The organism is Aeromonas sp. 25-AL00135, assembly GCF_054052385.1.
The window spans coordinates 71,784-96,952 of sequence record NZ_JBSTYQ010000009.1 but is presented as its reverse complement, the minus strand read 5'-3'; the positions used below and the strand labels follow the sequence as shown (position 1 = coordinate 96,952).

At 59.9% G+C, this 25,169-nt stretch carries 22 protein-coding genes; 14 read left to right on the top strand and 8 right to left on the bottom strand.

What is annotated here, in order from left to right; genetic code table 11:
- The first annotated feature begins 13 nt into the window (after positions 1-13).
- Genes ACW5XC_RS10380 through ACW5XC_RS10365 form a run of 4 tightly spaced genes read left to right on the top strand, consistent with a single transcriptional unit; the run spans position 14 to position 3,759 of the window.
- Positions 14-391 (top strand): hypothetical protein, encoded by a 378-nt coding sequence (locus ACW5XC_RS10380; RefSeq protein ID WP_042052485.1) that lies wholly within the window; start codon positions 14-16, stop codon positions 389-391.
- A gap of 53 nt (positions 392-444) precedes the next feature.
- Positions 445-2,487, top strand: a complete 2,043-nt coding sequence (locus ACW5XC_RS10375; protein ID WP_042052470.1) for a protein-disulfide reductase DsbD family protein — start codon at positions 445-447, stop codon at positions 2,485-2,487.
- Positions 2,488-2,496: 9 nt separating this feature from the next.
- A complete protein-coding gene (locus ACW5XC_RS10370; protein ID WP_042052471.1) occupies positions 2,497-3,240 on the top strand; it encodes a DsbA family protein in 744 nt (247 codons plus the stop codon).
- A gap of 3 nt (positions 3,241-3,243) precedes the next feature.
- Positions 3,244-3,759 carry a protein disulfide oxidoreductase gene (locus tag ACW5XC_RS10365; protein ID WP_042052472.1) on the top strand — a complete coding sequence of 172 codons (516 nt, stop codon included), beginning with the start codon at positions 3,244-3,246 and terminating at the stop codon, positions 3,757-3,759.
- A 77-nt stretch (positions 3,760-3,836) separates the two neighbouring features.
- Here the strand turns inward: ACW5XC_RS10365 and ACW5XC_RS10360 are convergent, their stop codons facing one another.
- On the bottom strand, positions 3,837-4,661 hold the full coding sequence (locus ACW5XC_RS10360) for a LysR family transcriptional regulator (RefSeq protein ID WP_042052473.1): 825 nt from the start codon (positions 4,659-4,661) through the stop codon (positions 3,837-3,839).
- Positions 4,662-4,791: 130 nt separating this feature from the next.
- Between ACW5XC_RS10360 and ACW5XC_RS10355 the strand changes: the two genes are divergently transcribed.
- From ACW5XC_RS10355 to ACW5XC_RS10320, 8 genes are all read left to right on the top strand, one after another.
- On the top strand, positions 4,792-5,670 hold the full coding sequence (locus tag ACW5XC_RS10355) for an NAD(P)-dependent oxidoreductase (RefSeq protein ID WP_042052474.1): 879 nt from the start codon (positions 4,792-4,794) through the stop codon (positions 5,668-5,670).
- Positions 5,667-6,419, top strand: coding sequence for an SDR family NAD(P)-dependent oxidoreductase (locus tag ACW5XC_RS10350; RefSeq protein WP_042052475.1), 753 nt, complete (start codon positions 5,667-5,669; stop codon positions 6,417-6,419). Before ACW5XC_RS10355 ends, ACW5XC_RS10350 begins: the two co-directional genes overlap by 4 nt.
- A gap of 293 nt (positions 6,420-6,712) precedes the next feature.
- Positions 6,713-6,997 (top strand): cold adaptation protein ActJcold adaptation protein ActJ, encoded by a 285-nt coding sequence (gene atcJ / locus ACW5XC_RS10345; RefSeq protein WP_005343121.1) that lies wholly within the window; start codon positions 6,713-6,715, stop codon positions 6,995-6,997.
- Positions 6,998-7,020: 23 nt separating this feature from the next.
- Positions 7,021-7,563, top strand: coding sequence for a cold adaptation protein AtcA (gene atcA / locus ACW5XC_RS10340; protein WP_042052476.1), 543 nt, complete (start codon positions 7,021-7,023; stop codon positions 7,561-7,563).
- Positions 7,564-7,575: 12 nt separating this feature from the next.
- Complete coding sequence (atcB, locus tag ACW5XC_RS10335) at positions 7,576-8,343, top strand: cold adaptation protein AtcB (protein ID WP_005335887.1); 768 nt, start codon at positions 7,576-7,578, stop codon at positions 8,341-8,343.
- Between the two features lie 11 nt (positions 8,344-8,354).
- The gene (gene atcC, locus ACW5XC_RS10330) at positions 8,355-9,257 is read left to right on the top strand and encodes a cold adaptation protein AtcC (RefSeq protein WP_005343118.1); all 903 of its coding nucleotides are present in this window, start codon (positions 8,355-8,357) and stop codon (positions 9,255-9,257) included.
- A 540-nt stretch (positions 9,258-9,797) separates the two neighbouring features.
- Positions 9,798-11,285: a peptide MFS transporter gene (locus ACW5XC_RS10325; protein WP_236727542.1), complete on the top strand. Its 1,488-nt coding sequence runs from the start codon at positions 9,798-9,800 to the stop codon at positions 11,283-11,285.
- A 1,513-nt stretch (positions 11,286-12,798) separates the two neighbouring features.
- A complete protein-coding gene (locus ACW5XC_RS10320) occupies positions 12,799-13,224 on the top strand; it encodes a hypothetical protein (protein WP_143182601.1) in 426 nt (141 codons plus the stop codon).
- 58 nt (positions 13,225-13,282) lie between these two features.
- Here the strand turns inward: ACW5XC_RS10320 and parC are convergent, their stop codons facing one another.
- From parC to nudF, 6 genes are all read right to left on the bottom strand, one after another.
- The gene (parC, locus tag ACW5XC_RS10315; RefSeq protein WP_040067062.1) at positions 13,283-15,577 is read right to left on the bottom strand and encodes a DNA topoisomerase IV subunit A; all 2,295 of its coding nucleotides are present in this window, start codon (positions 15,575-15,577) and stop codon (positions 13,283-13,285) included.
- Positions 15,578-15,660: 83 nt separating this feature from the next.
- A complete protein-coding gene (parE, locus tag ACW5XC_RS10310; RefSeq protein WP_042052478.1) occupies positions 15,661-17,571 on the bottom strand; it encodes a DNA topoisomerase IV subunit B in 1,911 nt (636 codons plus the stop codon).
- A gap of 132 nt (positions 17,572-17,703) precedes the next feature.
- The gene (locus tag ACW5XC_RS10305) at positions 17,704-18,291 is read right to left on the bottom strand and encodes a YqiA/YcfP family alpha/beta fold hydrolase (protein WP_042052479.1); all 588 of its coding nucleotides are present in this window, start codon (positions 18,289-18,291) and stop codon (positions 17,704-17,706) included.
- Positions 18,292-18,300: 9 nt separating this feature from the next.
- On the bottom strand, positions 18,301-19,119 hold the full coding sequence (cpdA, locus tag ACW5XC_RS10300; protein ID WP_041202814.1) for a 3',5'-cyclic-AMP phosphodiesterase: 819 nt from the start codon (positions 19,117-19,119) through the stop codon (positions 18,301-18,303).
- Between the two features lie 22 nt (positions 19,120-19,141).
- Positions 19,142-19,591, bottom strand: a complete 450-nt coding sequence (locus ACW5XC_RS10295) for a DUF1249 domain-containing protein (RefSeq protein WP_042052480.1) — start codon at positions 19,589-19,591, stop codon at positions 19,142-19,144.
- A gap of 108 nt (positions 19,592-19,699) precedes the next feature.
- Positions 19,700-20,341: an ADP-ribose diphosphatase gene (gene nudF / locus ACW5XC_RS10290; RefSeq protein WP_042052481.1), complete on the bottom strand. Its 642-nt coding sequence runs from the start codon at positions 20,339-20,341 to the stop codon at positions 19,700-19,702.
- Between the two features lie 304 nt (positions 20,342-20,645).
- Between nudF and tolC the strand changes: the two genes are divergently transcribed.
- On the top strand, positions 20,646-21,968 hold the full coding sequence (tolC, locus tag ACW5XC_RS10285) for an outer membrane channel protein TolC (protein WP_005354907.1): 1,323 nt from the start codon (positions 20,646-20,648) through the stop codon (positions 21,966-21,968).
- Positions 21,969-22,084: 116 nt separating this feature from the next.
- Here the strand turns inward: tolC and hldE are convergent, their stop codons facing one another.
- On the bottom strand, positions 22,085-23,512 hold the full coding sequence (gene hldE / locus ACW5XC_RS10280; RefSeq protein ID WP_040067070.1) for a bifunctional D-glycero-beta-D-manno-heptose-7-phosphate kinase/D-glycero-beta-D-manno-heptose 1-phosphate adenylyltransferase HldE: 1,428 nt from the start codon (positions 23,510-23,512) through the stop codon (positions 22,085-22,087).
- A 204-nt stretch (positions 23,513-23,716) separates the two neighbouring features.
- Here hldE and lpxL point away from each other — a divergent pair, with 204 nt between their 5' ends.
- Entirely contained in the window at positions 23,717-24,640 is a 924-nt protein-coding gene (lpxL, locus tag ACW5XC_RS10275; RefSeq protein WP_042053603.1) for an LpxL/LpxP family Kdo(2)-lipid IV(A) lauroyl/palmitoleoyl acyltransferase, read from the top strand.
- The last annotated feature ends 529 nt before the right edge of the window (positions 24,641-25,169 follow it).

The following is a 25,169-nucleotide window of genomic DNA, read 5'->3' as shown; positions in this document are numbered from 1 at the left end:
GGACGGGGCGAACATGATGTTGCAACAACGGCTAGCGAAACATCTCCTGCTGCTGGTCTGCCTGCTGGTGCTCAATTGTGCGGCCCAGCCGCTGGCCCGGCTTGCCCTGCTCGATCACGCCCTCAGCTGTCAGGCACTACCCGTTCCAGGCTCGGCAACGGATCAAGAGGATGCCAAACCGGCCAGCCCACAGCCCACCAGCTGCCAGCTCAACGGCAAGTGGCTAAGCGCCGCCACCCTGCTCTGCGTCGAACAGCTCTTCTTTGCCGTGGCGGTGCTGATCGCACTGCTGACCCCCCTTTGGCGCTACACACCGCCACTGCCCCCTCCCAGAGTCATCTCGCCGCCCGAGCGGCGTCTGCATCTCACCCTGTGCGTCTGGCGGGAATGAGTTCGACAGCGTTCTTTCGTTAGCTGTCACTCAATTTTTGCGAGACCAAAAAGATGTCGAATCTCTTCAAGGCGGCCCTGCTACTGGGCGGTCTGCTGTGGCAATCCATGGGATTGGCCAGCGACACGGGCTGGCTCACCAGCCCACAGAATGATCACGCCCGGGTACGGCTGCAGGCCGACCGCAGCACGGCAGATCAGACCCGCATCCTGCTCGATGTGGAGCTGGAGTCGGGCTGGAAAACCTACTGGCACAGTCCGGGAGAAGGGGGCATTGCTCCCCAGATCCTGTGGGACGAACCGGTCGGTGACTTTCAGTGGCGCTGGCCGGTGCCACGCCACTTCGAGGTAGCCGGGCTCAGCACCCAGGGTTATCAGGGGGACGTGACCTTCCCCCTCAGCCTCAACTACCCAACCGGGCAACCGCTCAAGGGGACTCTGCGCCTATCAACCTGCAGCAACGTCTGCATCCTGACCGACTTTCCCTTCACCCTCGCGCTGGATGGGCAGGCCCCAGCCGAATTCGATTTCGCCTGGGCGAAGGCGATGAGTACCCTGCCCCAACCGCTGCCTGCCGAGACCCGGATCGAACTCGGCTATCAGCACAACCAGCTGCAACTGCGCGCCGAGCGGGCAGAGGGCTGGCAATCACCAGCGCTCTTCATCGACGCTCTGGAGGGGGCCGAGTTTGGCAAACCGGCGCTTGAGGTCGAGGGCAACACCCTGATCGCCCGGGTGCCGGTGAGCGATGGCTGGCAAGGGGATGCGCCGGATCTGCGTGGCCAATCCCTCGGCCTGCTGCTCACCAGTGGCGAGCAGGCATGGCAGGGCAAGGGGACGATCGGCGCGCCACTCGCACTGCCCAACCAGAGTCATTCGCTGTTCTGGCTGCTGGGGGCAGCGCTGCTCGGCGGCCTGATCCTCAACCTGATGCCCTGCGTGCTGCCGGTGCTGGCGCTCAAGCTGGGAACTGTGTTGCAACATCAGGATCGTGAACAGGGAACGGTGCGCAAGCAGTTCCTCGCCGCCAGCGCCGGGATCATCGCCTCCTTCTGGGTACTGGCAGCCATGAGCAGCCTGCTGCGCGCCACGCAAGGGGCCGTCGGTTGGGGCATTCAGTTCCAGAGCGCCGGTTTTATCGGCTTGATGGTGCTGGTCACCATGCTGTTTTGCGCCAACCTGTTGGGGCTGTTCGAGATCCGCCTGCCCAGCGCCCTCAGCACCCGCCTCGCCACCAGCGGCGGCAACGGCCTCGGCGGTCACTTCCTGCAGGGGAGCTTCGCCACTCTGCTGGCGACCCCCTGCTCGGCACCGTTCCTCGGCACCGCGGTGGCCTTTGCGCTGGCGGCGCCACTTGGCCAGCTCTGGCTGATCTTCACGGCATTGGGAATTGGCATGAGCCTGCCCTGGCTGCTGGTGGCGGCCCTGCCACGGCTCGCCCTCTGGCTGCCGAAACCGGGGCGCTGGATGAACCATCTGCGCATCCTGCTCGGCTTGATGATGCTGGGCTCCAGTCTCTGGCTCACCAGCCTGCTCGACAACCATCTCGGCAGCTATGCCACCGGCTGGCTGATGGTTGCCATGCTGCTGGCACTGCTGGCTGGCATCATCTGGCGTTACGGCATGCGCGGCTTCACGCTGGCGATCGCCCTTACCGCCCTGATTGGCAGCCCCCTGCTGCTGAGCGGCGCCTTTAGCGCGCAGGGCTCGGCCAACGTTGACAAGGTGGTCTGGCAGCCGCTCTCTGAACGCGCCATCACAGATGCGCTGGCCCAGAACAAACGGGTCTTTATCGATGTCACCGCCGACTGGTGCGTTACCTGCAAGGCCAACAAATACAACGTGTTGCTGCGCGATGAGGTGCAACAGGCACTCTCGGCCCCCGATGTGGTGGCCCTGCGCGGCGATTGGAGCAAACCGAGCGACGCCATCGCCGCCTTCCTGCGTAAGCGGGGTGCGGCAGCGGTTCCCTTCAACCAGATTTACGGCCCGGAGTTGCCGCAGGGGGTCACGCTGTCACCCCTGCTCGACAAGGACGATCTGCTGACCACATTGCACAAGGCTGGCCTGCTTCAGGCTGGCACCACCCGATTTTAAGGAGCAACCATGAAACCAACTCTGAGCGCCCTGCCCCTGCTGGCCTCCCTTTCCGCAGCCCTTCTGGCTCCGGCCCTGCACGCCGCCCCCTTCACCCCGGAGCAGGAGGCGCGCATCAAGGAGCTGATCCGCGAGACCCTGATCGCCAACCCCAAGATCCTCGACGAGGCCGCCGAATCCTGGGAGAAACAGAACGCGGCAGCCCAGGAGGCGCAGCTTGGCAACTTCATCAAGGGCAACAAGGATGTGCTGTTCAACAGCGCCACCAGCCCGCGCCTCGGCGCCAAGAACCCCAAGCTGACGCTGGTGCTGTTCACCGACTACAACTGCCCCTACTGCAAGCAGTTCGATCCCCAGCTGACCAAGCTGCTCAAGGCCTATCCGGACGATCTGGGGCTGGTGATCAAGCTGCTGCCTTTCAAGGGGCAGACCTCCGCCAAGGCGGCCCAATACAGCCTGACCCTGTGGCAGCAGGATCCCGCCCGCTTCCTCACCCTGCACGACAAGCTGATGAGCAAGCAGGGGATGCTGACCGAGGCGGATATCAACAAGGCGCTGGCCGCCACCGGCAACGTGGCGCTCAAACCGGCCGCCAAGGCGACCGAAGAGCTGCGCAACAGCCTGCGCATCGGCACCATTCTGGGGGTACAGGGCACTCCGGCGACCCTGATTGGCAACCAGCTGGTGCCGGGCGCCATCCCCTATGAGGAGCTGGAGCAGCTGGTGAAGGCCGAACTGGCCAAGCAGGGGTAAGGGATGACTACCAACCCTCAACCCCGCTGGCGCCGCTGGGGCAAGGAGGCGCTCTGGCTGCTTCTGATGGCACTGGTCATCTCGACGTTGCTGGATCTGTGGCGCAGCCCCACCCTGCCAGAGGGGGCGATGAGCGCCCCCGTCACCCTGCAGGATGGCAGCAGCACGGATCTCGCTACCTTAAGCCAGGGCAAGCCGCTGCTGGTCTACTACTGGGCCAGCTGGTGCGGTGTCTGCCGTTTCACCACCCCGGCCGTGCAACAGCTCTGGCAGGAGGGGGAAAACGTGCTGACGGTGGCGCTGCGCTCCGGTAATTCGGAACAGTTAGCCAAGGGAATGAGCAAGAAGGGGCTCACCTTCCCGACCCACAGCGACGAGTCGGGAGCGCTGGCCGCCCAGTGGCAGGTGGGGGTCACCCCGACTTTCCTCGTTATCAAGGATGGCAAGCTGGTAAGCAGCACCACCGGCTGGAGCTCGAAGTGGGGCTTGCAACTGCGGCTCTGGGGGGCGTCGCTCTAGGCACGCAACAACATTGCCTTCAACAGGGCCATCCCAACCGGATGGCCCTTTTTTATGCCGACATTTTTATACCGACATCAGGCGGGGAGCTGCATCCCGCGCACCTGAGCCAGCAGGGCAGTCACCGCCGCCGATCGCAACGCATCCGGGGCGTAGCAGAGCCCCACCCGCTGCTTGAAGGAAGAGGCCGCCAGCTCGGCGACCGTACAACCGGGCGGACAAAGCGAACGGGGCAACCAGGCGATCCCCGCCCCGGCGGCCACCATGGTCGCCGCCAGTCGCAGCGACCCCGCCCGCCGTGGATAGAGCGGCGCCTGATTGCCGAGAATGGCGATCAGCCGCAGGTGGGAGTCGTGGCGCGGGCAAGTGACCCAGGGCTCGTCCGCCAGCTCAGCCGGAGTGAGCGTCCCCTTGCCCGCCAGCGGGTGAGCCGGTGGCAGCACCAGCACGAACTCCTCCTCCAGCAGGGGGATAAAGAGCTCGTCACCACAGCGCAGGGATTCGCAGCCCAGCCGCACATCGCCACAGCAACCTTCTTCCAGAGTCAGCAGGATCTCCTCGTGGGCGAGCGCCCCTTGCACCAGCGTCCCCACCACGCCATCACCCAGATCCGCCTCAATTCCCATCGTCAGCTCGAGGCAGGGGGACGTTTCACGAAACTCGCGGGCAAGGGAGTCGGTGTCGGCGATCAGCCGCTTGGCACGGGGATAGAGCCGGTGAGCAGCTTCAGTCCCCTCAACCCCTCGCGCCTGTCGCACAAACAGGGTCACCCCCAGCTCATCCTCCAGCGTCTTGATGGTGGTGGAGAGGGTGGGCTGGGTAATGAAAAGGCGGGTGGCAGCCGCCGTGATGTTGCCCTCCTCGAAGACAGCCACAAACGCACGCAAGGTTCGCACATCCATAGAATTCACCTATACCAGACAGTCATAAAAGCCATTTTTCACGGCAACACGGGGCAAATATAGTGGTTCACCTGCCACAAGGCATCCCAATTTTCTATATCAGCGTCTATCAACACCGTCAGGAGCCATCATGCGCCATCTCTCTGTCATCGGCCTCGGGGCAATGGGCTCCGCCCTCGCCACCACCTTGCTCAAGGCGGGCCATCCGGTCACCGTCTGGAATCGCAGCGCCGCCAAGTCGGCCCCGCTGCAAGCGCTGGGTGCGACACTCGCCCCCTCGGTTAGCGCGGCCATCGCCGCAAGCGATATCACCCTTGTCTGCGTCGATAACTACGCCGTCAGCCAGCAGTTGCTGGATGAGGCGAGCGATGCGGTGGCGGGCAAGCTGCTGGTGCAGCTCTCCACCGGCAGTCCGCAGGGGGCCAGAGCGCTGGAGAGCTGGTGCCACGCCCGCGACGCCCGCTATCTCGATGGCGCCATCCTCTGCTTCCCGGATCAGATCGGCACCAGCGATGCCAGCATCATCTGCTCGGGCGCCAGCGCCGCCTTTAGCGACGCCGAGCCGGTGCTGCGCCTGCTCGCCCCCACCCTCGACCATGTGGCCGAGGCGGTGGGCGCCGCCGCGGCGCAAGATTGCGCCGTCGCCGCCTACTTTGCCGGTGGTCTGCTCGGTGCCCTGCACGGCGCGCTGATCTGCGAGGCGGAAGGGCTGCCGGTGGCCAAGGTGTGCGCCCAGTTCAGCGAACTTTCCCCGATTTTGGGGGGCGATGTGGCCCATCTTGGCAAGACGCTGGCGAGCGGCGATTTCGATCACCCCTACGCCAGCCTGAAAACCTGGAGCGCCGCCATCAGCCGCCTCGCCGGTCATGCCAGCGATGCCGGGATAGACAATCGCTTCCCGCGCTTTGCCGCCGATCTGTTTGAGGAAGGAGTGGCGCAAGGGTTTGGCCAGCAGGAGGTGTCTGCCCTCATCAAGGTGCTGCGGGCGCGCAACGGAGCGGCACAATGAACGAGCTGACCAACCAACCCCAAATCGCACTGGTCACCGGCGCCGCTGGCGGGATTGGCCGTCAGCTCTGTATCGGGCTGGCCGAGGCTGGCTATCGGGTGATCGCCACCGATCTGGCTCCTCACGCTTTCGACCATCCCGAAATCCACTTTTACCCGCTCGACTTGCGCGATGAGCAGGCCATCACGCGCCTCTTTGCCGAGGTTAGCGCGCAGCATGGCGGCATCCATCTGCTGATCAACAACGGCGCCATCAGCAAGTTCCACACCCGCTTCGAGGAGCTGAGCGCAGCCCAGTTCGATCTGGTGATGACGGTCAATGTGCGCGGCGCCATGCTCTGCGCCCGCGCCTTTGTGCAGGCCAACCGCGGGTTGCCCTATGGCCGCATCATCAATATTGCCTCCACCCGCTGGCAGCAGAACGAACCGGGTTGGGATGCCTATGGCGCCTCCAAGGGGGCGCTGGTCGCCCTCACCCAGTCCCTCGCCAACTCGCTGGCCGACTACCCCATCACGGTCAATGCCATCAGCCCGGGCTGGATCCAGGCGGAGGATTACCACACCCTGACCGAGGCGGATCACCGCCAGCACCCGAGCGGCCGGGTCGGGCGCCCCGACGACATCACCCGCGCCTGCCTCTTTCTGGCGGATCCTCGCAACGACTTTATCAACGGTGCCAATCTGGTGGTCGATGGCGGGATGAGCAAGAAGATGATCTACCACACCTCCGCCTCCTTCTGGGAGGAGTAACCCCCGCGGCGGCAGCCCGATTTGCGCTGCCGCCGCCATCTCACCCCACACTCGCCCCTGACCATTTTTTCATCGCCTTCCCGTGCCCGCCCCTTGCACTGGCCAGACCGACTGGCAACAATAGACGCTCAACTGACACCTCTTCATCTCGCCCGTTAATTGATCGCCCAACTCATCGCGTTGGCGGGCTGTTTCCGTTAAAATGACGGGTTTTTGCCGTGCCTGGTTTGCCAATCCCCACCATCAGGCACTCGCAGCGTGAATCCTATGATGCCAGTGATGCAGGATCTGCCATGAACAACTACTTTCGGGTGCTGGGCGTCAAGTCCAACGCCAGCGAAAACGACATCAAGAAAGCCTATCGTCGGCTGTCGAACCAGTACCACCCCGACAAGCTGCACGGGGCCAGTGAAGAAGAGAAAGAGCAGGCAGCCATAAAGCTGCACCAGGTAAAGCAGGCCTATGAAGTGCTGTCCGATCCGAAACAGCGGGCCGCCTTTATCAAGGATTTCAACAACGTCATCGTGACCGACCCCGCCTCCGCCATGCAGGAGATGTGGGATCAGTTCTACCCCTGAAACAGCAGGCAGAAAGAGCAACTATGCAAAAGAGATGGGACCAGGCGCGGCTCAAGTCGCTACAAAGCGATGCCAGCGAAAACATCGAATCCTACCGGGATCAGGACGACCCCAAGGGGCTGGAACAGTTCACCGACCAGATGAAGAGCCTGCTGCTGGCCGATATGAGCATGCTGGAGTTTATGCCCGAGTATCTGCCGCTGGCCCTCTATGGCCGGGTGCAGTTCCCGGCCAAGGCCAAGTCGCAGTGGAACAAGTGGCTCGCCAGCGGCGAGCAGCCGGGCTGGGACGAGTTCAAGGTGAGCGTCGGCTTCAACAACGCCGCCCTGCCGCTGGTCAAGGCGGTGCGGGCCCAGAGCGAAGATCAGCTGATGGAAGCCTGCGCCGTGCTGTTCCTGCTCGACAACCCGCTACCGCGCGGTAGCCACCGCAGCGATGACGACTATGAGCTGCGCGACGAAGAAGATGAAGACGGGGAAGATGCCGACGCCGACTACCACGGCGGCAGTGACCGCTATGGTGATGACGACGGCGATCAGGATATGTACGACGAAGTCCGTTTCTAATTGGGGCAAGGCATGAGCAACAGTCTGATAGAAATTACCGCCATCGAGATCAAAGAGCTGGCCGTTATCGAGCCGAAGCAGGCCAGCGAGAAGTTCGAGCTGATCGCCAAGACCATGTCTGACGACCAGCTGGCAGAAGTGATTGAAAACATTGATATCGTTACCCTGACCCAGATTAACGGCCAGCACGATATCTCCTTCCCCTCCATCATCTCCGAGCTGATGACCCCGGAGCGGATCCGCGACATCGTCTGCCAGCAGCCGCTCTACTGGGAAGAGGCGATCAAGAACAACGCCGACGAGCTGCAACAGCACACCTTCGACTTCCTCAACTACCTGATCCGCACTCAGGATAGCGAAGCCAAGCAGCGCGAGATCCTCGAGTGCGTGGCCGAAGATCCGGCCGGTCTCTTCTACCTCGCCATCCCCTTTATCGAGTTCTATCGCGGCGATCGCTATGAAGAGGACGAAGGCTATCGCGACGTGCTGCACGCCGAAGAGGAAGATCTCGAAGAGTCCCTGCGCTACAGCGAGCGCCAGCAGAGTGAGGATGTCCACGACTACGCGCTGGACGACCCGCGCAGCCTCTTGATGCTCATTCGCGAGCTGGCCCCCGAGGTGGAGAAAGCCATCAAGGCGCTGCTGCGCAACGAGCACTCCACCTGGGACGGCATCATCAACAAGTTTGCCGCCGAGCTGGTGATGCAGGCCAAAGAGAAGAACAAGGTCGAGGAAGACGAGTACGGCGACGTCGACGACATGTTCAGCTTTCTGGATTAAGGAGCCCATTCATGCAGTTAGTCATTCGCGATGCCAACCAGGGCCCCTTTCTGACCCAGGTGCTGCGCTTTGGCCGCGACAACGAACTCTTGAGTCAGCAGCAGCTCGCCGCCATCAAGGGCAAGGCGGTGCTGATGAGCCTCAAATTCGCCGACAAGTACTACAACAAGTACAAGATGCACCTGCTGGAGCAGGCGGCCCACGACGTCATAGGCGTGGTGAGCCTCGGCCTGCAGGAGCTCTCGGCGCGTGATCCGGCCAAGGCGCTGGCGCTGCTGCAGGCGCCGGAAGGCCCCATCAAGCCGTTCCAGAAGGGCTGGTCGATGCTCATTACCGTCAGCCCCAAGCAGGCTGGCAACAGCCTCTACGGTGATGTGGATGCCCGCCTGCTGGACAAGATCTCGAGCCCGCCCGATGTGGAGGAGTGGCAAGGGTGGCAGGAGTACGAGAAGGCGCTGACCGAGCACAACAAGAGTCGCCTGATGGAACTCATCGACCAGCACTTCTTCGCCTGCGAGAGCGACCACCCCACCATGGAGGACAAGCTGGCCGAAGCGCTGCTCTACCGCATCCTCTGCGGCAAGGGCAGTGGCGCCGCCCCGCTCAAGGTGAAGCAGGATCTCAAGCGCAAACTGGCGCGGGAGATTGAGCTCGACGAGGGCTGGTATGACACCGACTACCTCGCCGCCCAGCTGGCTCTGATGCTGAATGCGCTGCCCGCCGACATGGCCGCCGCCCTGCGGCAGGAGTTGAGCCCGGGCTTTGTGCCCAACCTGCTGCACACCCTCGGCTTTGTGCGCCAGTACCAGCTGCTGCAAAAAGAGAACGCCTCACCGGAGAAGCTCGACAACATCGAGATGCGCGCCGGACTCAAGCACCCGCTGCTCGGCTGGCCGCTCTACCACGACTTCTAAGGCCGCTTTCGCCGCCTCTTTTGTTGCCCCCGATGTGGGATAACCCAACGCCCGGCCCGCCGGGCGTTGTTCTATCCTCCCCTCACTCTCTCCCAAGCAGATAGGTAACACGCACAAGTCACCCCGGGGCTGCCCCTTCTCTTCCCGATATTTATTCACCCAACGCCCAAGAATGAATAAACAACCTGCAATACAACAACTTGGCGCCAGCTGCGTTTCGGGGCAACAAAGCGGGACGCAGATCCCGCTACAGCGCCATAATCGGCACAAAATAGCCGACTGGATCACATCAACCGTGTCGCAATCACGTGGTAAATCGAGCTACAACCACGGCTCAATCGCGCATAAAAAGGCGGAATAGATCAATAAAAAGCAATTAATCGCGCCGGATTAAATTTCAGGTATGGCTATTTGCACTGCTTGGCCGCTAAATGACAGACCGGCCTTCAGACCAGCATGGAAGCGCACAAGGCTAGCCGGCAGCAGACCGGTACGCTCTCAGGACGAGTAATGACTTTCTTCTCTCACAGGAGACAGACCGTGAGCGCTTCGAATCAACACCCCACCATTCCCCCCGGCTCCGGGGCGCTGTTCTTTATCCAGACCTTCTCGACCCTGGGGTTTGCCGTGCTCTACTCCACGCTGGTGCTCTACGCCACCAAGCGACTCGGCTTCAGCGAATCCCAGGCCAACGCCATGATGGGGGTCTTCGGGGCCTTCAACTATGGCCTGCACCTGTTTGGCGGTTATCTCGGCGGGCGCTACCTCAGCAACCGCAACCTGTTCGTGATGGGGATGGTGCTGCAGGTGATCGGCTGCTACTTCATCGCCGAGATGGGGATCACCGGCCTCTACTGGGGGCTCGCCATGTTCCTTACCGGCAGCGGCCTCAACGTCACCTGCCTCAACATGATGCTGACCCAGCGCTTCGCCCCGGATGATCACCGCCGCGAGAGCGCCTTCCTGTGGAACTACGCCGGGATGAATCTGGGCTTCTTTATCGGCTTCACGGTGGCGGGCTACTTCCAGCTCACCGAGGATTACCGCACCCTGTTCCTGTTTGCGACGCTGGGCAACATCATCGCCATCATCGCCACCTTCGCCTGCTGGCCGATTCTGGCGGATATCAGCACCCCGCTGCGCCATATCAAGGGGCGCGGTTTCTATCTGCGAATGCTCGGTGGCCTCGCCATTCTGGCCATGCTGGTGCCGGCGCTGCGCCTGCTGCTGACCCACGCCAGCTTCAGCGGCAGCTTCGTGCTGATCCTGGGGGCCGTGGTGCTGGTGCTGCTCTGCGTGATGACCGCCCGCCACCCGGACGCCGCCGAGCGCAGCCGCATGGTGGCCTACCTGATCCTCGCCCTTGGCTCCCTCATCTTCTGGTCGCTCTACCAGCTGGCGCCCATGGGGCTGATGCTCTTCTCCGAGCACAACATCAACCTCAACGTGTTCGGGCTGCAGGTCGCCCCCCAGTGGATCCAGAACATCAACACCATTGTCATCGTCATCGGTGGCCCCCTGATGGCGCTGCTGTTCAAGCGGCTGCGCGAACAGGGGTGGAATATCGACATCCCCTCCCAGTTTGCCGCCTCCCTGTTCTGCATGGGATTGGGGATGCTGGTGCTGCCGATCGGTATCCATCTGGCGGGGGCCGACGGGCTGGTCGCCTTCAAGTGGATCGCCATCAGCTATGTGCTGCAGAGTTTTGGCGAGCTGCTCATCTCCCCCATCGGTTACGCCATGATCGGCAAGCTGGCCCCCGCCAGCCTGCAAGGCTTGATGATGGGCTGCTGGATGATGGTGACCGGCGTCGCCTCGGTGCTGGCGGGCTATGTCTCCGGCGCCATGCCGCAAAATATCGGCAGCACCCCGGTCGCCACCAACCCGGGTTACAGCTCGGTATTCAATATGCTCGGCTGGGGCTCACTGGCGGGCGGCTTGGTGTTGCTACTGCTGGTGCCCCGCCTGCGCCTGCTGATCGCCTCCAAGATCACCCCGCCACCGGCGGCGACAGCCATTCCTGTCTAATTGGATTCGGGCCAACCATTTCAGTAGCCCCTGCCAGCGCGAACGGTTGAATCGGCAATGCAGCTGATAATGCGAAGGGCCCCGCCATCATGCATGGCGGGGCCCTCTCTTTTGGCGGGATGGATGGCTCTTTTTCAGGTTGGCAATCTGGCGCCTTTTGCGGCGTTTGCCCCTATCGTCAGCTTTCCCTCACCCTAACCCTCTCCCAAGGGGAGAGGGGATCAGCACCTGCCACTCTGTAGCCGTAGCTGTCAGGCTTAGCTATCACGCCATACCACGGTCACTATCAATGGCTGCGATCTCTGCTCCCTTCTCCCACTCTTTGCCATAGATAAGGGGAGAAGGGTCGGGGATGAGGGGGCAAACCATCAACAAGCAGCAGAGCGTTAAATCAAGCAGGAGCGCGTAGGGTCGATTAGCGAAGCGTAATCGTCCGCACCGCAATCTCGATGGCTATGGACATAGAGAAGAGATCTGCTGGCGTACCAGCAGAATAGCGGCAACCTGTTTTCGCGATCGTCTGATTACACTTCGCTAATCAGACCTACGGGCTATGTCTCGCTAATCAGCCTTTTGATAAAACAAAATTAAAACAACATCCAACAATATATTCCACCGTTACCAACAAAGCTGTATTCACGCTGAACAGCCTCAATTAAAACCTTAACTTTTACCTGCAATTTCATCAGGATTAATTAAAATTTAAAAACCAAATAACTCAATGAGAATGGGACGAGGATGAGAGTATTCATAGTCGCTGCATGCACAATTTTCCTATTTGGGTGTGTAAGCCAAACATATTGTAGCGATGAAAAATATGCTGCAGAAAAAGAACGTTTCAATTATGCAAAATGTAGTGCTGCTGTCGCAGCTGATGTTGTATTGGTAACCGTGATGATCTTGGGAGCTGCGGGAGCAGCTCAGAACAATACCAACAACTCTTCAAGTTATACAGGTAACTGTGCTTGCCCAGGTGACCTTGATGCCCAAGGAAATCGATGTGGCTTACGAAGTGCATATAGCCGAGCTGGTGGTGCAGAACCATACTGTGAGGGAAGAATGTAATGCGTTTATATCTGATAACCATTAGCTGTTGTATTTTTATAACTGGATGTGCAAAACCATCCGCAGCTCAGTTTTCATATTATTATCCCAATAATGCTTGGGATGCCGCACTTCTATTTACTATGGATTGTAATGATTACATAGACTCGCAGACGTGTTTTAATAAAAAGGCTGAGTTAGGTGAGATTTATAAAAGTACCTTCTCGATTATGAAATCTCATGATGAAAAAAAATATAACTGCATAGAGCATAAATCTGTCGAAGTTATAGGAGATGATTTTATTGAGTATGTTGAGATAAACAATCTTAAATACTCATCGACCTCTGACTCATTGATATCATGGTTCAAAAACTACAGTTGTAATTCATGAGGTTAAGCATGAAAAAAATAACTGCGCTAGCTATTTATAATAAACCGTAAAATAATTTCCGGATATAAGTACAAACAATGACCCTCAAAGTAATTATACACTCCCTTTTTACAATGTTAACTCTCTTACCTTTTTCTGCAAATGCAAATCGAGTTGTAATGGAGGGTAAGTTTAGAAATTTAACTTGTGCCGCAGTTATTTTTAAACCAACCAATGATGAATTTCAAACACGTGACTTTGAAAAAAACTACTTTGACAATATGAAGTTTTCGATCACACAAGACAAGTCTGGATATAAAATGACCACTGACCTTTATTCAGGCCAATTCGTAGATGTAAACTCTTCATCTGATAAGCTAGTATTCGTTCAGAGTTATAATGATGGCACCGAAATAGCGACCATAGTTATAAATGGAAAAGTTGTCACTTATACAAATACTAGTGGGACATTTTTCAATAGACTTTGTGTAGGAACAGTTGTTAATGGCTTAAATTTAAACTAAGTAACAGCCAAATATACTTCTGATTTCATGAGGGCGCTTTCGCGCCCTTCTATATTAATTACCCTTCCTGATTTTCCCCAGCTGCCGGCTCGGCACCGGCGGCGGGTTCAATCTCGATGCGATCAACACGCTGCAAACCGCGGGGCAACTTGGCGCCGCGGCGGCCGCGCTCGCCACGGTAGTAGTCGAGATCGGACGGTTTGAGGGTGAGCTTGCGCTTGCCGGCAAACAGGGTGACCGACTGGCCCTGCGGGATCACGGCAGCCATCACCACAAACTCCTCTCTCGCCTTCACGCGAGCCGACGGAATGCTGATCAGCTTGTTGCCCTTGCCCTTGCCGAGCACCGGCAAGGTGTTGAGCGGGAACAGCAGCATGCGCCCTTCGTTGGAGATGGCCATGCAGAGATCGGTCTCTGGCGAGCCGATCTTCTGGGGTGCCATCACCTGCCCCCCTTCCGGCACGGTGAGCAGCGCCTTGCCGTTCTTGTTCTTGCCGATGAGATCGTCATAGGTGCAGACAAAGCCGTAACCGGCATCACTGGCGATCAGATACGGCTCACCCTCGTTGCCCATCACCAGATGGCGCACCTCTTCCCCTGCCCCCAGCGCAAAGCGGCCGGTGAGCGGTTCGCCCTGACTGCGCGCCGATGGCAAGGTGTGAGATTCGAGGGCGTAGGTTCTCCCCAACGTGGAGAGGAACACCGCCTGCTGGTTGCTGCGGCCACAGGCGTGGGCCAGATAGCTGTCCCCCGCCTTGTAGGAGAGCCCCGCCACGTCCACGTCGTGGCCCTTGGCGGCGCGCACCCACCCCTTGTCGGAGAGGATGACGGTGACAGGTTCGCTGGGAATAAGCTCTTTCTCGGTCAGCGCCACCGCGGTGGCACGCTCCACCAGCGGGGTGCGGCGATCGTCGCCGTACTTCTCGGCATCGGCCAGCAGCTCTTTCTTGAGCAGGGTGTTGAGGCGGCGCTCGGAGCCCAGAATAAGCTCCAACTTGTCGCGCTCTTCGGCCAGTTCGTTCTGTTCGGCGCGCAGCTTGAACTCTTCGAGCTTGGCCAGATGGCGCAGTTTCAGCTCGAGGATCGCTTCGGCCTGGGTCTCGGTAATGTTGAAGCGCTCCACCATCACCTTGCCCGGCTCATCCTCGGTACGGATGATCTCGATCACCTCGTCGATGTTGAGATAGGCGATCAGCAAGCCTTCGAGGATGTGCAGGCGAGCCAGCACCTTGTCGAGGCGGAACTGCAGACGGCGACGCACCGTCTCGCGGCGGAACTGGATCCACTCGCTGAGGATGGTCTTGAGGCACTTCACCTGCGGCCGGTTGTCGAGGCCGAGGATGTTGAGGTTGACCCGGTAGTTCTTCTCCAGATCCGTGGTGGCGAACAGGTGGGCCATCAGCCCCTCCACGTCCACCCGGTTGGAGCGCGGCACGATCACCAGACGGGTCGGGTTCTCGTGGTCAGATTCATCGCGCAGATCGGTGACCATCGGCAGCTTTTTGGCCACCATCTGGGCGGCGATCTGCTCCATGATCTTGGCGCCGGAAGCCTGATGGGGCAGCGCGGTAATGACGATGTCGCCATCCTCCTCGCTCCAGACCGCCCGCTGCTTGATGGAGCCCTTGCCGGTCTCGTAGATTTTGCGGATATCGTCGCGCGGGGTGATGATCTCGGCGTTGGTCGGGTAGTCCGGTCCCTGAATGTGCTGCATCAACACATCGAGCCCCGCATTGGGGTTGTCGAGCAGCTCGGCACAGGCGTAGGCCACTTCCCGCGCGTTGTGGGGCGGGATGTCGGTCGCCATCCCCACCGCAATACCGGTCACCCCGTTGAGCAGGATGTGCGGCAGGCGGGCAGGCAGAACCACCGGCTCCTTCATGGTGCCGTCGAAGTTAGGCGTCCACTCCACCGTGCCTTGCCCCAGCTCGGAGAGCAGCAGCTCGGAGAAGCGCGACAGCCGCGCTTCGGTATAACGCATGGCGGCGAAGGATTTGGGATCGTCCGGCGCCCCCCAGTTGCCCTGACCATCCACCAGCGGGTAGCGGTAGGAGAAAGGCTGGGCCATCAGCACCATGGCTTCATAACAGGCGCTGTCGCCGTGGGGGTGGTACTTACCCAGCACGTCACCCACGGTACGGGCGGATTTCTTGTGCTTGGAGAGGGCCGACAGACCCAGCTCGCTCATGGCGTAGATGATGCGCCGCTGCACCGGTTTGAGGCCATCGCCGATATGCGGCAGGGCCCGATCCATGATGACGTACATGGAGTAGTTCAAGTAAGCCTGTTCGGTAAAGGTGCGCATTGGCTGGCGCTCTACCCCGTCCAGACTGAGCTCGATAGCATCACTCATGTGATTTTCTCTTTCGGTTCGGGAGCCGCCACAGGGCGACTCCGGCTAAATGCTTGCCGGCCCCGACAGGGCCGGCCGACGGCTTAGATGATGGCGAGGTTGCCCTTCTCTTCCAGCCATTCGCGGCGATCGCTCGCCCGCTTCTTGGCCAGCAGCATGTCCATCAGCTGCAGGGTCTCGTCAGCCGCATCCCCTTCGCTCTCTCCTGCCGGCTCCATGGTGAGCTGCACCAGACGGCGGGTGTTGGGATCCATGGTGGTTTCCCGCAGCTGTTTCGGGTTCATCTCACCCAGACCCTTGAATCGGGTCACCATCACCTTGCCTTTCTTCTTCTCGGCCTCGACCCGCTGCAACACGCCGTTCTTCTCGTCCTCGTCGAGGGCGTAGTAGACCTCTTTACCGATATCGATCCGGTAGAGGGGCGGCATGGCGACATAGACGTGGCCCTTCTCCACCAGCGCGCGGAAGTGCTTCACAAAGAGGGCGCAGAGCAGAGTGGCGATGTGCAGACCGTCCGAGTCCGCATCCGCGAGGATGCACACCTTGCCGTAGCGCAGGCCGCTGAGATCCTCGGAGTCGGGGTCGAGCCCGATAGCGACCGAGATATCGTGAACTTCTTGCGAGGCGAGCACCTGACCGGCCTCCACCTCCCAGGTGTTCAGGATCTTGCCGCGCAGCGGCATGATGGCCTGAAACTCGCGATCCCGCGCCTGCTTGGCACTGCCGCCCGCGGAGTCACCCTCCACCAGGAACAGCTCCCCCTGCATGGGGTCGGCACAGCCGCAGTCGGTCAGCTTGCCGGGCAGCGCCGGGCCTTGCGTGATCTTCTTGCGCACCACCGTCTTGGCGGCACGCATCCGGCGCTGGGCGCTGGAGATGCAGAGCTCGGCGATCTGCTCCGCCAGCTCGGTGTTGCTGTTCAGATAGAGGCTGAAGGCATCCTTCACCACGCCGGAGACGAACGCCGAGCTCTGGCGGGAGGAGAGGCGTTCCTTGGTCTGACCGGCGAACTGCGGATCCTGCATCTTGATGGAGAGGATGTAGGCGCAGCGATCCCAGATATCTTCCGGGGTCAGCTTGACCCCGCGCGGCAGCAGGTTGCGGAACTCGCAGAACTCGCGCATGGCGTCGAGCAGACCCTGACGCAGACCGTTGACGTGAGTACCGCCCTGCGCAGTGGGAATGAGGTTCACATAGGATTCGGCGAGGCATTCGCCCCCTTCCGGCAACCAGCAGAGTGCCCAGTCCACCGCCGACTGTTCGGAGCTGAACGAGCCGATAAAGGGCTGCTCCGGCAGGCAGGTGAACTGCTTGACCGCGTCGACCAAGTAATCCTTGAGGCCATCTTCATAGCACCACTCCAGCTTGATGCCGGTGTTCTTATCGAGGAACTTGATGGTGAGGCCGGGGCAGAGTACCGCCTTGGCTTTGAGCAGGTGCTCCAGCTTGGTGACCGAGAATTTTGGCGAATCGAAGTAGCTCGCCTGCGGCCAGAAACGCACCCGGGTGCCGGTGTTGCGACGACCGCAGGTGCCGGTGATGGTCAGCTCCTGCACCTTCTCGCCACGCTCGAAGGCGATGTCGTAGACCTGACCGTCGCGACGTACCGTCACCTCGACCCGATCGGAGAGGGCGTTTACTACCGAAATACCCACCCCGTGCAGACCGCCGGAGAACTGGTAGTTCTTGTTGGAGAATTTGCCGCCCGCGTGCAGCTTGCAGAGGATCAGCTCCACCCCGCTGACCCCCTCTTCCGGGTGGATATCGACCGGCATGCCGCGGCCGTCGTCGATCACTTCGAGGGACTGGTCTTCATGCAGGATCACCTCCAGATTGCGGGCGTGACCTGCCAGCGCTTCATCGACGCTGTTGTCGATGACTTCCTGGCCGAGGTGATTGGGCCGGGTGGTGTCGGTATACATGCCGGGGCGGCGACGCACCGGCTCAAGGCCATTGAGGACCTCAATGGCATCCGCATTGTATTGAGTAGACATGGAGGGCCTTGCGAATTGACGTTTGGAGGGAATCTTAACTGCTAGGCGGGGGTAGAACAAACTCCCCGCACCGAAAGCTTGATCTGGAGAAGAACAAGCAGGGCGAGACCGCCCTTATTGACTCAAACCTGACTATAACCCGAGGAAACGGATAATCTGGGCGGGGTAGCGCTCAAACGCCACGAAGGCATGGTCGCCGCCGCACTCCAGCGAGAGACGGGCAAAGCGGTACTCGTCCAACGCCTTGCGGTAGTCGAGCACCTCGTCCTCCTGCTGTTGCAGCACCCAGAGGCGATCGGGGGCTGTCACAGGTAACGCCAGCGCCCGCAGCTCATCCATATGTTCAGGCCGCAGTTCGTACTGCTCCCCGGTATAGGGATTGGTCTGGGGGCCGAGGTAGTCACAGAGCAGCTCGTGGGGGCGCACCGCCGGATTGATCAGCGCCGCGCGGCAGCCGTACTGCTCGCTCACCCGGGTCGCCATAAAGCCACCAAGAGAACTACCCACGGCGCCGAGCTTGAATTCACTACCATAACGACGCTGCAGATCGGCAATGGTCTGTTCGATAGCCGCCCAGGCCGCCGCCGGCGTATTGGGCTGGGCTGGAATGATCACCTCGATATCGGGTCTGTGTTCTGCCACCCAGGCAGCCATCTGCTGCGCCTTGGCTGAACCGGGCGAGGAGTTGAAACCGTGCAGGTAGAGGAGAACGGGCTTCATGACGACTCCTCAATAACCGGTAGCGTTGGGGTCAGGCACAAACTGCCCCACCGGCAGGCGCCACACCTCGCTGGCCACCCGCCCATCCGGATAGAGGGTGAGATAGCGCCAGCCCGGGCCGGATTCATCCAGCGCGAAGCCGTCAGATAGCGGTTTGAACTGGATGCAGGTCGATGGGCTGGCAATCAGCCGCACCCCGCGGTGCACCTCGTCAAACTCCTGATGAACGTGGCCGAACAGGATGGTCTTCTGCTGCGGATGACGGGCCAGCACGGCGAACAGGTCATCGGCATTCTTGAGATTGTGCTGATCCAGCCAGGCGCAGCCCACCGGCACCGCCTGATGGTGCAGGGTGATAAGAGCGTGGCGATCAGGATATTGACGCAGGGCACGGTCGAGGGCGGCCAGCTGGTGATCGCCAATCATGCCGTGAGGTTTGCCGCGCACCTGGGTGTCGAGCAGGATCACCTGCCAGTGGTCACCCACCAGCTGCTTGGATTCGCTGATCCCGGCGGCATGGAGATATTCGGTCATCAGCGGGCTGTCATCGTGATTGCCCGGCAGCCAGTAGATGGGGCGGCCAAGGGGCGCCATCATGGAGGCGAAACGCTGATAGGATTCCGGACTGTGATCCTGTGACAGATCGCCGGTCGCCAGAATCACCTCGTAGGGGTGTTCATTGGCCTGCACCTGTTCCAGCACGGCGGCCAGACTCTCTGCGGTGCGCACAGCCAACAGCCGCCCTTCGGCACTCGCGAAGAGGTGGGTGTCGGTAATTTGCAACAGGCGCACACTGCCGTCCTGCGCCTGGGGGAGCTCTGTTTCCAAAATCACGCTTCTTTTTATTTGTTCAACTGGAGATATTGATCGGGCTGGTACCATGTCTGAGACAAAATTTTAGCCATTCGGCCAGAAACAGATTTACCTGCTCCTTTTCGTCCCGCTGGTGCATCTTTTTATTGGGATAATCATAACGTGGTTGCAAACGGGAAATCTGTTGCGCTGCACACACTTCCGCCATCCGCACATCATGATACAAACGAATCTCTATCTGAGCTTGTAAATATTCGGGCAATTCGGGGTTGTGCTGGCTCAGGATCACCTGATTGGTGAAGCGACTCTCGCCAATGATGGTGAGCTGGAACTGCAGATCGTTGCCGACCCGATAGCGGCGCTCGGCGCCGACTTCCCCATCAGGCGGCAGCAGTTTCATCAATGCCATGTAGTTGACCTCGCAAGTTCTCTGCAAAGACATCAAATCCGGCACATAACGTTTGGTCCGGGATTGAACTAACGGCATCGCAAAGCTCCATCAATCAACACCCGTGAGTAGTTGACCTCGCAGGTTCGCTGCAAGGACATCAGATCAGGCACATAGCGCCTGCTCTGTTGCAGGGTCAGCGCCACCTCAGCGATCCGCCAGCCAGCGAGAGCGCAGCTCGCCGTGGTTGAGGGCCAGCCACTGCAGGGCAATGACCGAGGCCGCATTGTCGATGCGTCCCTCTTTGAGCCAGGCGTAGGCCTGTTTGCTGCTCACCACGTGCACCCGGATATCCTCACCCTCATCAGCCAGACCGTGCAGTCCCTCGGCCTTGCTGGCATCCACCTCGCCCACAAAGACCTCGATCCGCTCGGTGCTGCCGCCCGGGCTCACCAGATAGCTGATGGCATGCTCGCAGCGGGCCACCTCGATCCCGGCCTCTTCCACCGCTTCGCGACGCACCACCGCCTCGGCGGTCTCTCCTTCGTCAATGATGCCGGCCACCAGCTCCAGCAGCCAAGGGGTCGGGCTGGTCTCCATGGCGCCGATACGGAACTGCTCCACCAGCACTATCTGGTCGCGCACCGGATCATAGGGAAGCAGCGCGGCAGCATGGCCCCGCTCGAACAGCTCGCGCACGATGGGCTGATTCCAGCCGCCCGCAAATAACCGATGCTGCAGACGATAGACATTCACCTTGAAGAAGCCGTTATATCCAGCTGATTTTTCAATGATTTTCACATCATCGGCGGCGTAATGCCGATCTTGCGGCAAGGGTTGCTGCGACATCCGGGGCTCCCGTCAGCTTGACTTGTATCAGTTTGACCATAAAATCCGAGGAACATGAATGAACGTTCATTCACTCGACATGCCATGGTAATGAGGGGTGGATTTTAGCAGCCACAGACCATTTGGCTAGGCGCGCGGGGAGAAAACTGCGTCCGGTTCTTGACGTTCCCGTCACCGGACCTGAGACTCTTAGCATTAAATTTTGCTTATAGTAGAGTGATTAAGCTGCAATCAAGCTTGGTCGGTGACAATATTTGCCTCTCCAGCAACCAGTTTGGGTTACTACATAAGGTTAAAACGATCTATGAAAAGAACACTTTTGTCAGTCATGGTGTTGCTGGGCGTCAGTGCCGGTGCCCATGCCGAAAACCTGCTCGACATCTACCAGCAAGCCCAGATCAAAGACCCGCAGTTGCTGCAGTCCAAAGCCGTTCGCGACCAGGCCTTCGAGAAGATCAACGAATCCCGTGCTCCTCTGCTGCCCCAGATCGATCTGGGTGCCGGGCTCAATTATCTGCAAAACAAGAACGACACCCAGAGCAATACCAACGCCAAGGGTGAAGTGACGCTGTCGCAATCCCTTTATCGTCGCAGTAACTGGGTCAATCTGGATATCAGCGAGAAGCAGGCCACCCAGTCTGATGTCGCCTACAACCTCGAAATCCAGAACCTGATGGTGCGCACCGCCAAAGCCTACTTTGATGTACTCAAGGCGATGGATACCCTGGAGTTCGTCCGTGCCAACAAGGTTGCGGTAGAGCGTCAGCTGGAGCAAACCCAGCAGCGTTTCGAAGTGGGCCTGACCGCCATCACCGACGTCCATGAAGCCGAAGCCTCCCGCGACCAGGCGCTGGCCGACGAGATCAATGCCGAAAACTCGCTGGACAACAGCTACGAGACCCTGCGCGAGCTGACCGGTATCGATCACCGCAATCTGGACGTGCTGAACACCGATCGTTTCAGCCCGCAGAAGACCGCCTTCGGCTCCGACAAGTGGCTTGAGCTGGCGCTGGACAAAAACCTGCAACTGCACAGTGCCCGCATCAGCAAGGACATTGCCAAGGAGCAGATCGATCTGGCCAAAACCGGCCATGAGCCGACGCTGGATCTGGGTGCCGGACTGCAAACCAGCAATACCGATTACAAGCTGGATAACATTCAGAGCGGTGGCAATGACAATCAGGCCAATATCGGTCTGACCTTCAAGCTGCCCATCTACAGCGGTGGCGCCACCAGCTCCAAGGTGAAGCAGGCCCAGTACAACTACGTGGCGGCCAGCGAACTGCTGGAGAAGAACTTCCGCTCGGTGCAGAGCACAGTGCGCTCCTCCTACAACAACGTGAACGCCAGCATCGGCTCGGTACGTGCCTACAGCCAGTCCGTGGTCTCCGCCGACAGCGCCCTGAAGGCGACCGAAGCCGGTTACGAAGTGGGTACCCGTACCATCGTCGACGTGCTGGACTCCACTCGCAAGCTGTACGAGGCCAAGCAGAAGCTCTCCGAAGCCCGTTACAACTACATCCTCAATATCCTGAGCCTGAAACAGGCTGCCGGTATTCTGGAAGCGCAGGACCTGGTGGAAGTGAACCAGGGTCTGATGCCTGCCACGGCAAAAGCCAAAGGCTGATAGCCGCTATCGGACATGAAAAAGGCGACCGCAAGGTCGCCTTTTTGTTATCCGTATTTCTGCCTGCTTGCTACCGCCGATAATGAGCCCCGCCAGATTGCGGAGCCAGCAGAACGTTAGCCGCGCTCGCGGATCGTCTTGATGATGTCGGTGGTGGAGCAGCCATCCTCGAAGTTGAGAACGCGCACCTCGCCGCCATTGGCGGTCACTTCAGCGTAACCGGCGATATCTTCCGGCTTGTAGTCGCCGCCCTTGACCAACAGGTCGGGTAGGATTTCGGCGATCAGGCGCTGCGGGGTATCTTCACCAAACGGCACTACCCAATCCACCGCGCCCAGCGCAGCCAGTACGGCCATGCGACGCTCGGTCGGGTTGACCGGACGACCCGGCCCTTTCAGACGGCGAACCGACTCGTCGGTATTGACCGCCACGATCAGGCGATCCCCTAGCTTGCCGGCGTTGGCCAGATAGGAGACATGGCCGGCATGCAGGATGTCGAAGCAACCGTTGGTCATCACCACCTTCTCGCCGCGCAGACGAGCGGCACGAACCGCCACTTTCAGTTGGGCTTCAGACATCACGCCGAAGCCTGTCTCCTGCTCGGTGTAGAGGGCATTGGCCAGCTCGACCGGACTCACGGTAGAGGTACCCAGCTTGCCGACCACGATACCGGCGGCGGTATTGGCCAGCGCACAGGCTTCGTCCAGGCTCTTGCCAGCGGCCAGCGAGGTGGCCAAGGTGGAGATGACGGTATCACCGGCACCGGTCACATCGTAAACCTCATGGGCCTGAGCCGGCAGATGCAGCTCCGGCTGGCCTTCGCGGATCAGGGTCATGCCGTTCTCGGAACGGGTGACCAGCAGGGCATCCAGCTCGAAGCGCTTGACCAGATCCAGCCCCTTGGCTACCAGCTCCTCCTCGCTCTTCACCTTGCCCACTACAGCCTCGAACTCGGACATGTTAGGGGTCAGCAGAGTGGCGCCGCGATACTTCTCGAAGTCGGTTCCCTTGGGATCGACCAGCACCGGAATGCCGGCGGCGCGGGCACGCTGGATCATGCCGGGCACATCGTTGAGGGCCCCCTTGCCGTAGTCGGAGAGGATCATCACGTCACTGTTTGGCAGTGCCTGCTCGACCTTGCTCATCAGCAGGGTGGCATCGACGGAGTGGAAGGGCTCTTCAAAGTCCAGACGCAGCAGCTGCTGGTTGCGGGACAGCACGCGCAGCTTGGTGATGGTCGGGAAGTCGGCCAGACGAACGAAGTCACAGGCGACCTTGACGCCAGCCATCTGGCCAGCCAGCGCATCGGCCGCTTCATCCTGACCGGTCAGGCCAAGCAGCACGGCATGAGCGCCAAGGGCGGCGGAGTTGAGGGCAACGTTGGCGGCACCGCCCGGACGCTCCTCAATGTGTTCAACCTTGACCACGGGCACCGGTGCCTCGGGCGAGATCCGGCCGGTGGGGCCATGCCAATAACGGTCCAACATGACATCGCCAACGACCAGAACGCGGGCTTTTTCAAACTCGGGCAGGGTGATCTTCATCTGTATCGACTCTCAAAACCTGAAAAATCAGCGGGCGATTTTATCACACTCTTTTATCCGGTGTAGAAAAAGCCGACCGCAGTTGCCGCCGCTGTCACGCTAACCGGACGCAGGCTACCCCTCTGACCAGCACACAGCCATTCGCCCCCGCCCCCCCTTTTCGGCTAGAATCCCCCGATTGTGTTTGCGAACAAGAGATTAGCCATGGCCCACGACAACGCTCCCCGCCTGGAGCCCCGCCTGTTTCATCCCCGTTACTGGGCCAGCTGGTTCGGCCTCGGCCTGCTCTGGCTGCTGACCCTGCTGCCGTGGCGTAGCCAGCTGTGGCTGGGCCGTCAGCTCGGTCGTCTCGCCGCCAGGATATTGAAGTCCCGGGTCAAGATTGCCCGTCGCAATCTGGAGCTGGCGATGCCCGAGCTGACCCGGGATGAGCGGGAGAAACTGCTTAAGGCAAACTTCGAGAGCGTGGGCTGCGCCGTGTTCGAGGTGGGGATCGCCTGGTTCTGGCCAGACTGGCGGATGCGCAACCTGATGAAGGTGGAAGGGGAAGAGCACGTCATCGCCGCCATGGAAAAAGGTCAGGGCATGCTGCTGCTCTCCTGCCACTTCCTGACGCTGGAACTCAACGCCCGCTGTTTCGGGCTGGTGCGCCCCGGGGTCGGGGTCTATCGCCCCAACACCAACCCGGTATTGGAGTATGCCCAGTACCACGGTCGCTGCGCCTCCAACAAATATCTGGTGGACCGGATGGATGTGAAGGGGATGATCAAGGCGCTGCGCAACGGCGACGCCCTCTGGTATGCACCGGATCATGACTACGGCAGCCACGCCAGCGTGTTCGTGCCCTACTTCGCGGTAGAGCAGGCCGCCACCATCACCGGCACCGCCACCCTGGCGCGGGTGAAGAATACCGTCACCCTGCCTTGCTACAACATCCGCACCAGCGAGGGTTACACCCTGCATATCGGCGCGCCGCTCGCCGACTACCCGAGCGGAGATGACATGGTTGATGCCGCCCGCGCCAACCGCGAGATCGAAGCCGCTGTGCGCAAGGCGCCGGAGCAGTACATGTGGCTCCATCGCCGCTTCAAGACCCGCCCCTCTCCCGAGGATGCCGGCTTCTACTGAGCCGCTGCCTCGACAGGGGCCAGATCGCAAAAACTGACAAACCGCCTGCTGGCGGTTTGTTTTTATCTGCTATCAGCCCTGCACGGCAAGCAAGATCCCCGAACGTCAGCCGCGCAATCACATCCTGCATGTTGGCGCCCATTCCCATCAATCAGCCGCAAAAGAGCCCTCATCGCCGACCGAAAAAAACTGAAAGCGGGTTACAAATTTATTGATTCATTGGTAAGCAATGGAGTGTTTCGATAGATCCATCGTCACTACCCGCTGATGAGTGACTGAATTACTTGTCCCATTCGAATACAAAAATCAGATTTGTGACACCAATCACTATTTAGCAAGAGGACCACAAAGCAACTTTGGTGAGCTAGGTCACAAAAAATAATCACGTAAAACATAAAAGATCGAAATGTAGCCGAATTACAGCATGAGTATGTGATGTGGATCACTGGTTATGGAGGGGGTACCGCTGGGTATCTGAGAGCTGGATCACAAGACACCCCGTTTTCAGCCTAATTTGATCGCAAGCTGG

Coding starts and splice junctions, on each gene's coding strand:
- ACW5XC_RS10380 (WP_042052485.1), top strand. CDS start 14: ATGATGTTGCAACAACGGCTAGCGAAACATCTCCTGCTGCTGGTCTGC.
- ACW5XC_RS10375 (WP_042052470.1), top strand. CDS start 445: ATGTCGAATCTCTTCAAGGCGGCCCTGCTACTGGGCGGTCTGCTGTGG.
- ACW5XC_RS10370 (WP_042052471.1), top strand. CDS start 2,497: ATGAAACCAACTCTGAGCGCCCTGCCCCTGCTGGCCTCCCTTTCCGCA.
- ACW5XC_RS10365 (WP_042052472.1), top strand. CDS start 3,244: ATGACTACCAACCCTCAACCCCGCTGGCGCCGCTGGGGCAAGGAGGCG.
- ACW5XC_RS10360 (WP_042052473.1), bottom strand. CDS start 4,661: ATGGATGTGCGAACCTTGCGTGCGTTTGTGGCTGTCTTCGAGGAGGGC.
- ACW5XC_RS10355 (WP_042052474.1), top strand. CDS start 4,792: ATGCGCCATCTCTCTGTCATCGGCCTCGGGGCAATGGGCTCCGCCCTC.
- ACW5XC_RS10350 (WP_042052475.1), top strand. CDS start 5,667: ATGAACGAGCTGACCAACCAACCCCAAATCGCACTGGTCACCGGCGCC.
- atcJ (WP_005343121.1), top strand. CDS start 6,713: ATGAACAACTACTTTCGGGTGCTGGGCGTCAAGTCCAACGCCAGCGAA.
- atcA (WP_042052476.1), top strand. CDS start 7,021: ATGCAAAAGAGATGGGACCAGGCGCGGCTCAAGTCGCTACAAAGCGAT.
- atcB (WP_005335887.1), top strand. CDS start 7,576: ATGAGCAACAGTCTGATAGAAATTACCGCCATCGAGATCAAAGAGCTG.
- atcC (WP_005343118.1), top strand. CDS start 8,355: ATGCAGTTAGTCATTCGCGATGCCAACCAGGGCCCCTTTCTGACCCAG.
- ACW5XC_RS10320 (WP_143182601.1), top strand. CDS start 12,799: ATGACCCTCAAAGTAATTATACACTCCCTTTTTACAATGTTAACTCTC.
- parC (WP_040067062.1), bottom strand. CDS start 15,577: ATGAGTGATGCTATCGAGCTCAGTCTGGACGGGGTAGAGCGCCAGCCA.
- parE (WP_042052478.1), bottom strand. CDS start 17,571: ATGTCTACTCAATACAATGCGGATGCCATTGAGGTCCTCAATGGCCTT.
- ACW5XC_RS10305 (WP_042052479.1), bottom strand. CDS start 18,291: ATGAAGCCCGTTCTCCTCTACCTGCACGGTTTCAACTCCTCGCCCGGT.
- ACW5XC_RS10295 (WP_042052480.1), bottom strand. CDS start 19,591: ATGCCGTTAGTTCAATCCCGGACCAAACGTTATGTGCCGGATTTGATG.
- nudF (WP_042052481.1), bottom strand. CDS start 20,341: ATGTCGCAGCAACCCTTGCCGCAAGATCGGCATTACGCCGCCGATGAT.
- tolC (WP_005354907.1), top strand. CDS start 20,646: ATGAAAAGAACACTTTTGTCAGTCATGGTGTTGCTGGGCGTCAGTGCC.
- hldE (WP_040067070.1), bottom strand. CDS start 23,512: ATGAAGATCACCCTGCCCGAGTTTGAAAAAGCCCGCGTTCTGGTCGTT.
- lpxL (WP_042053603.1), top strand. CDS start 23,717: ATGGCCCACGACAACGCTCCCCGCCTGGAGCCCCGCCTGTTTCATCCC.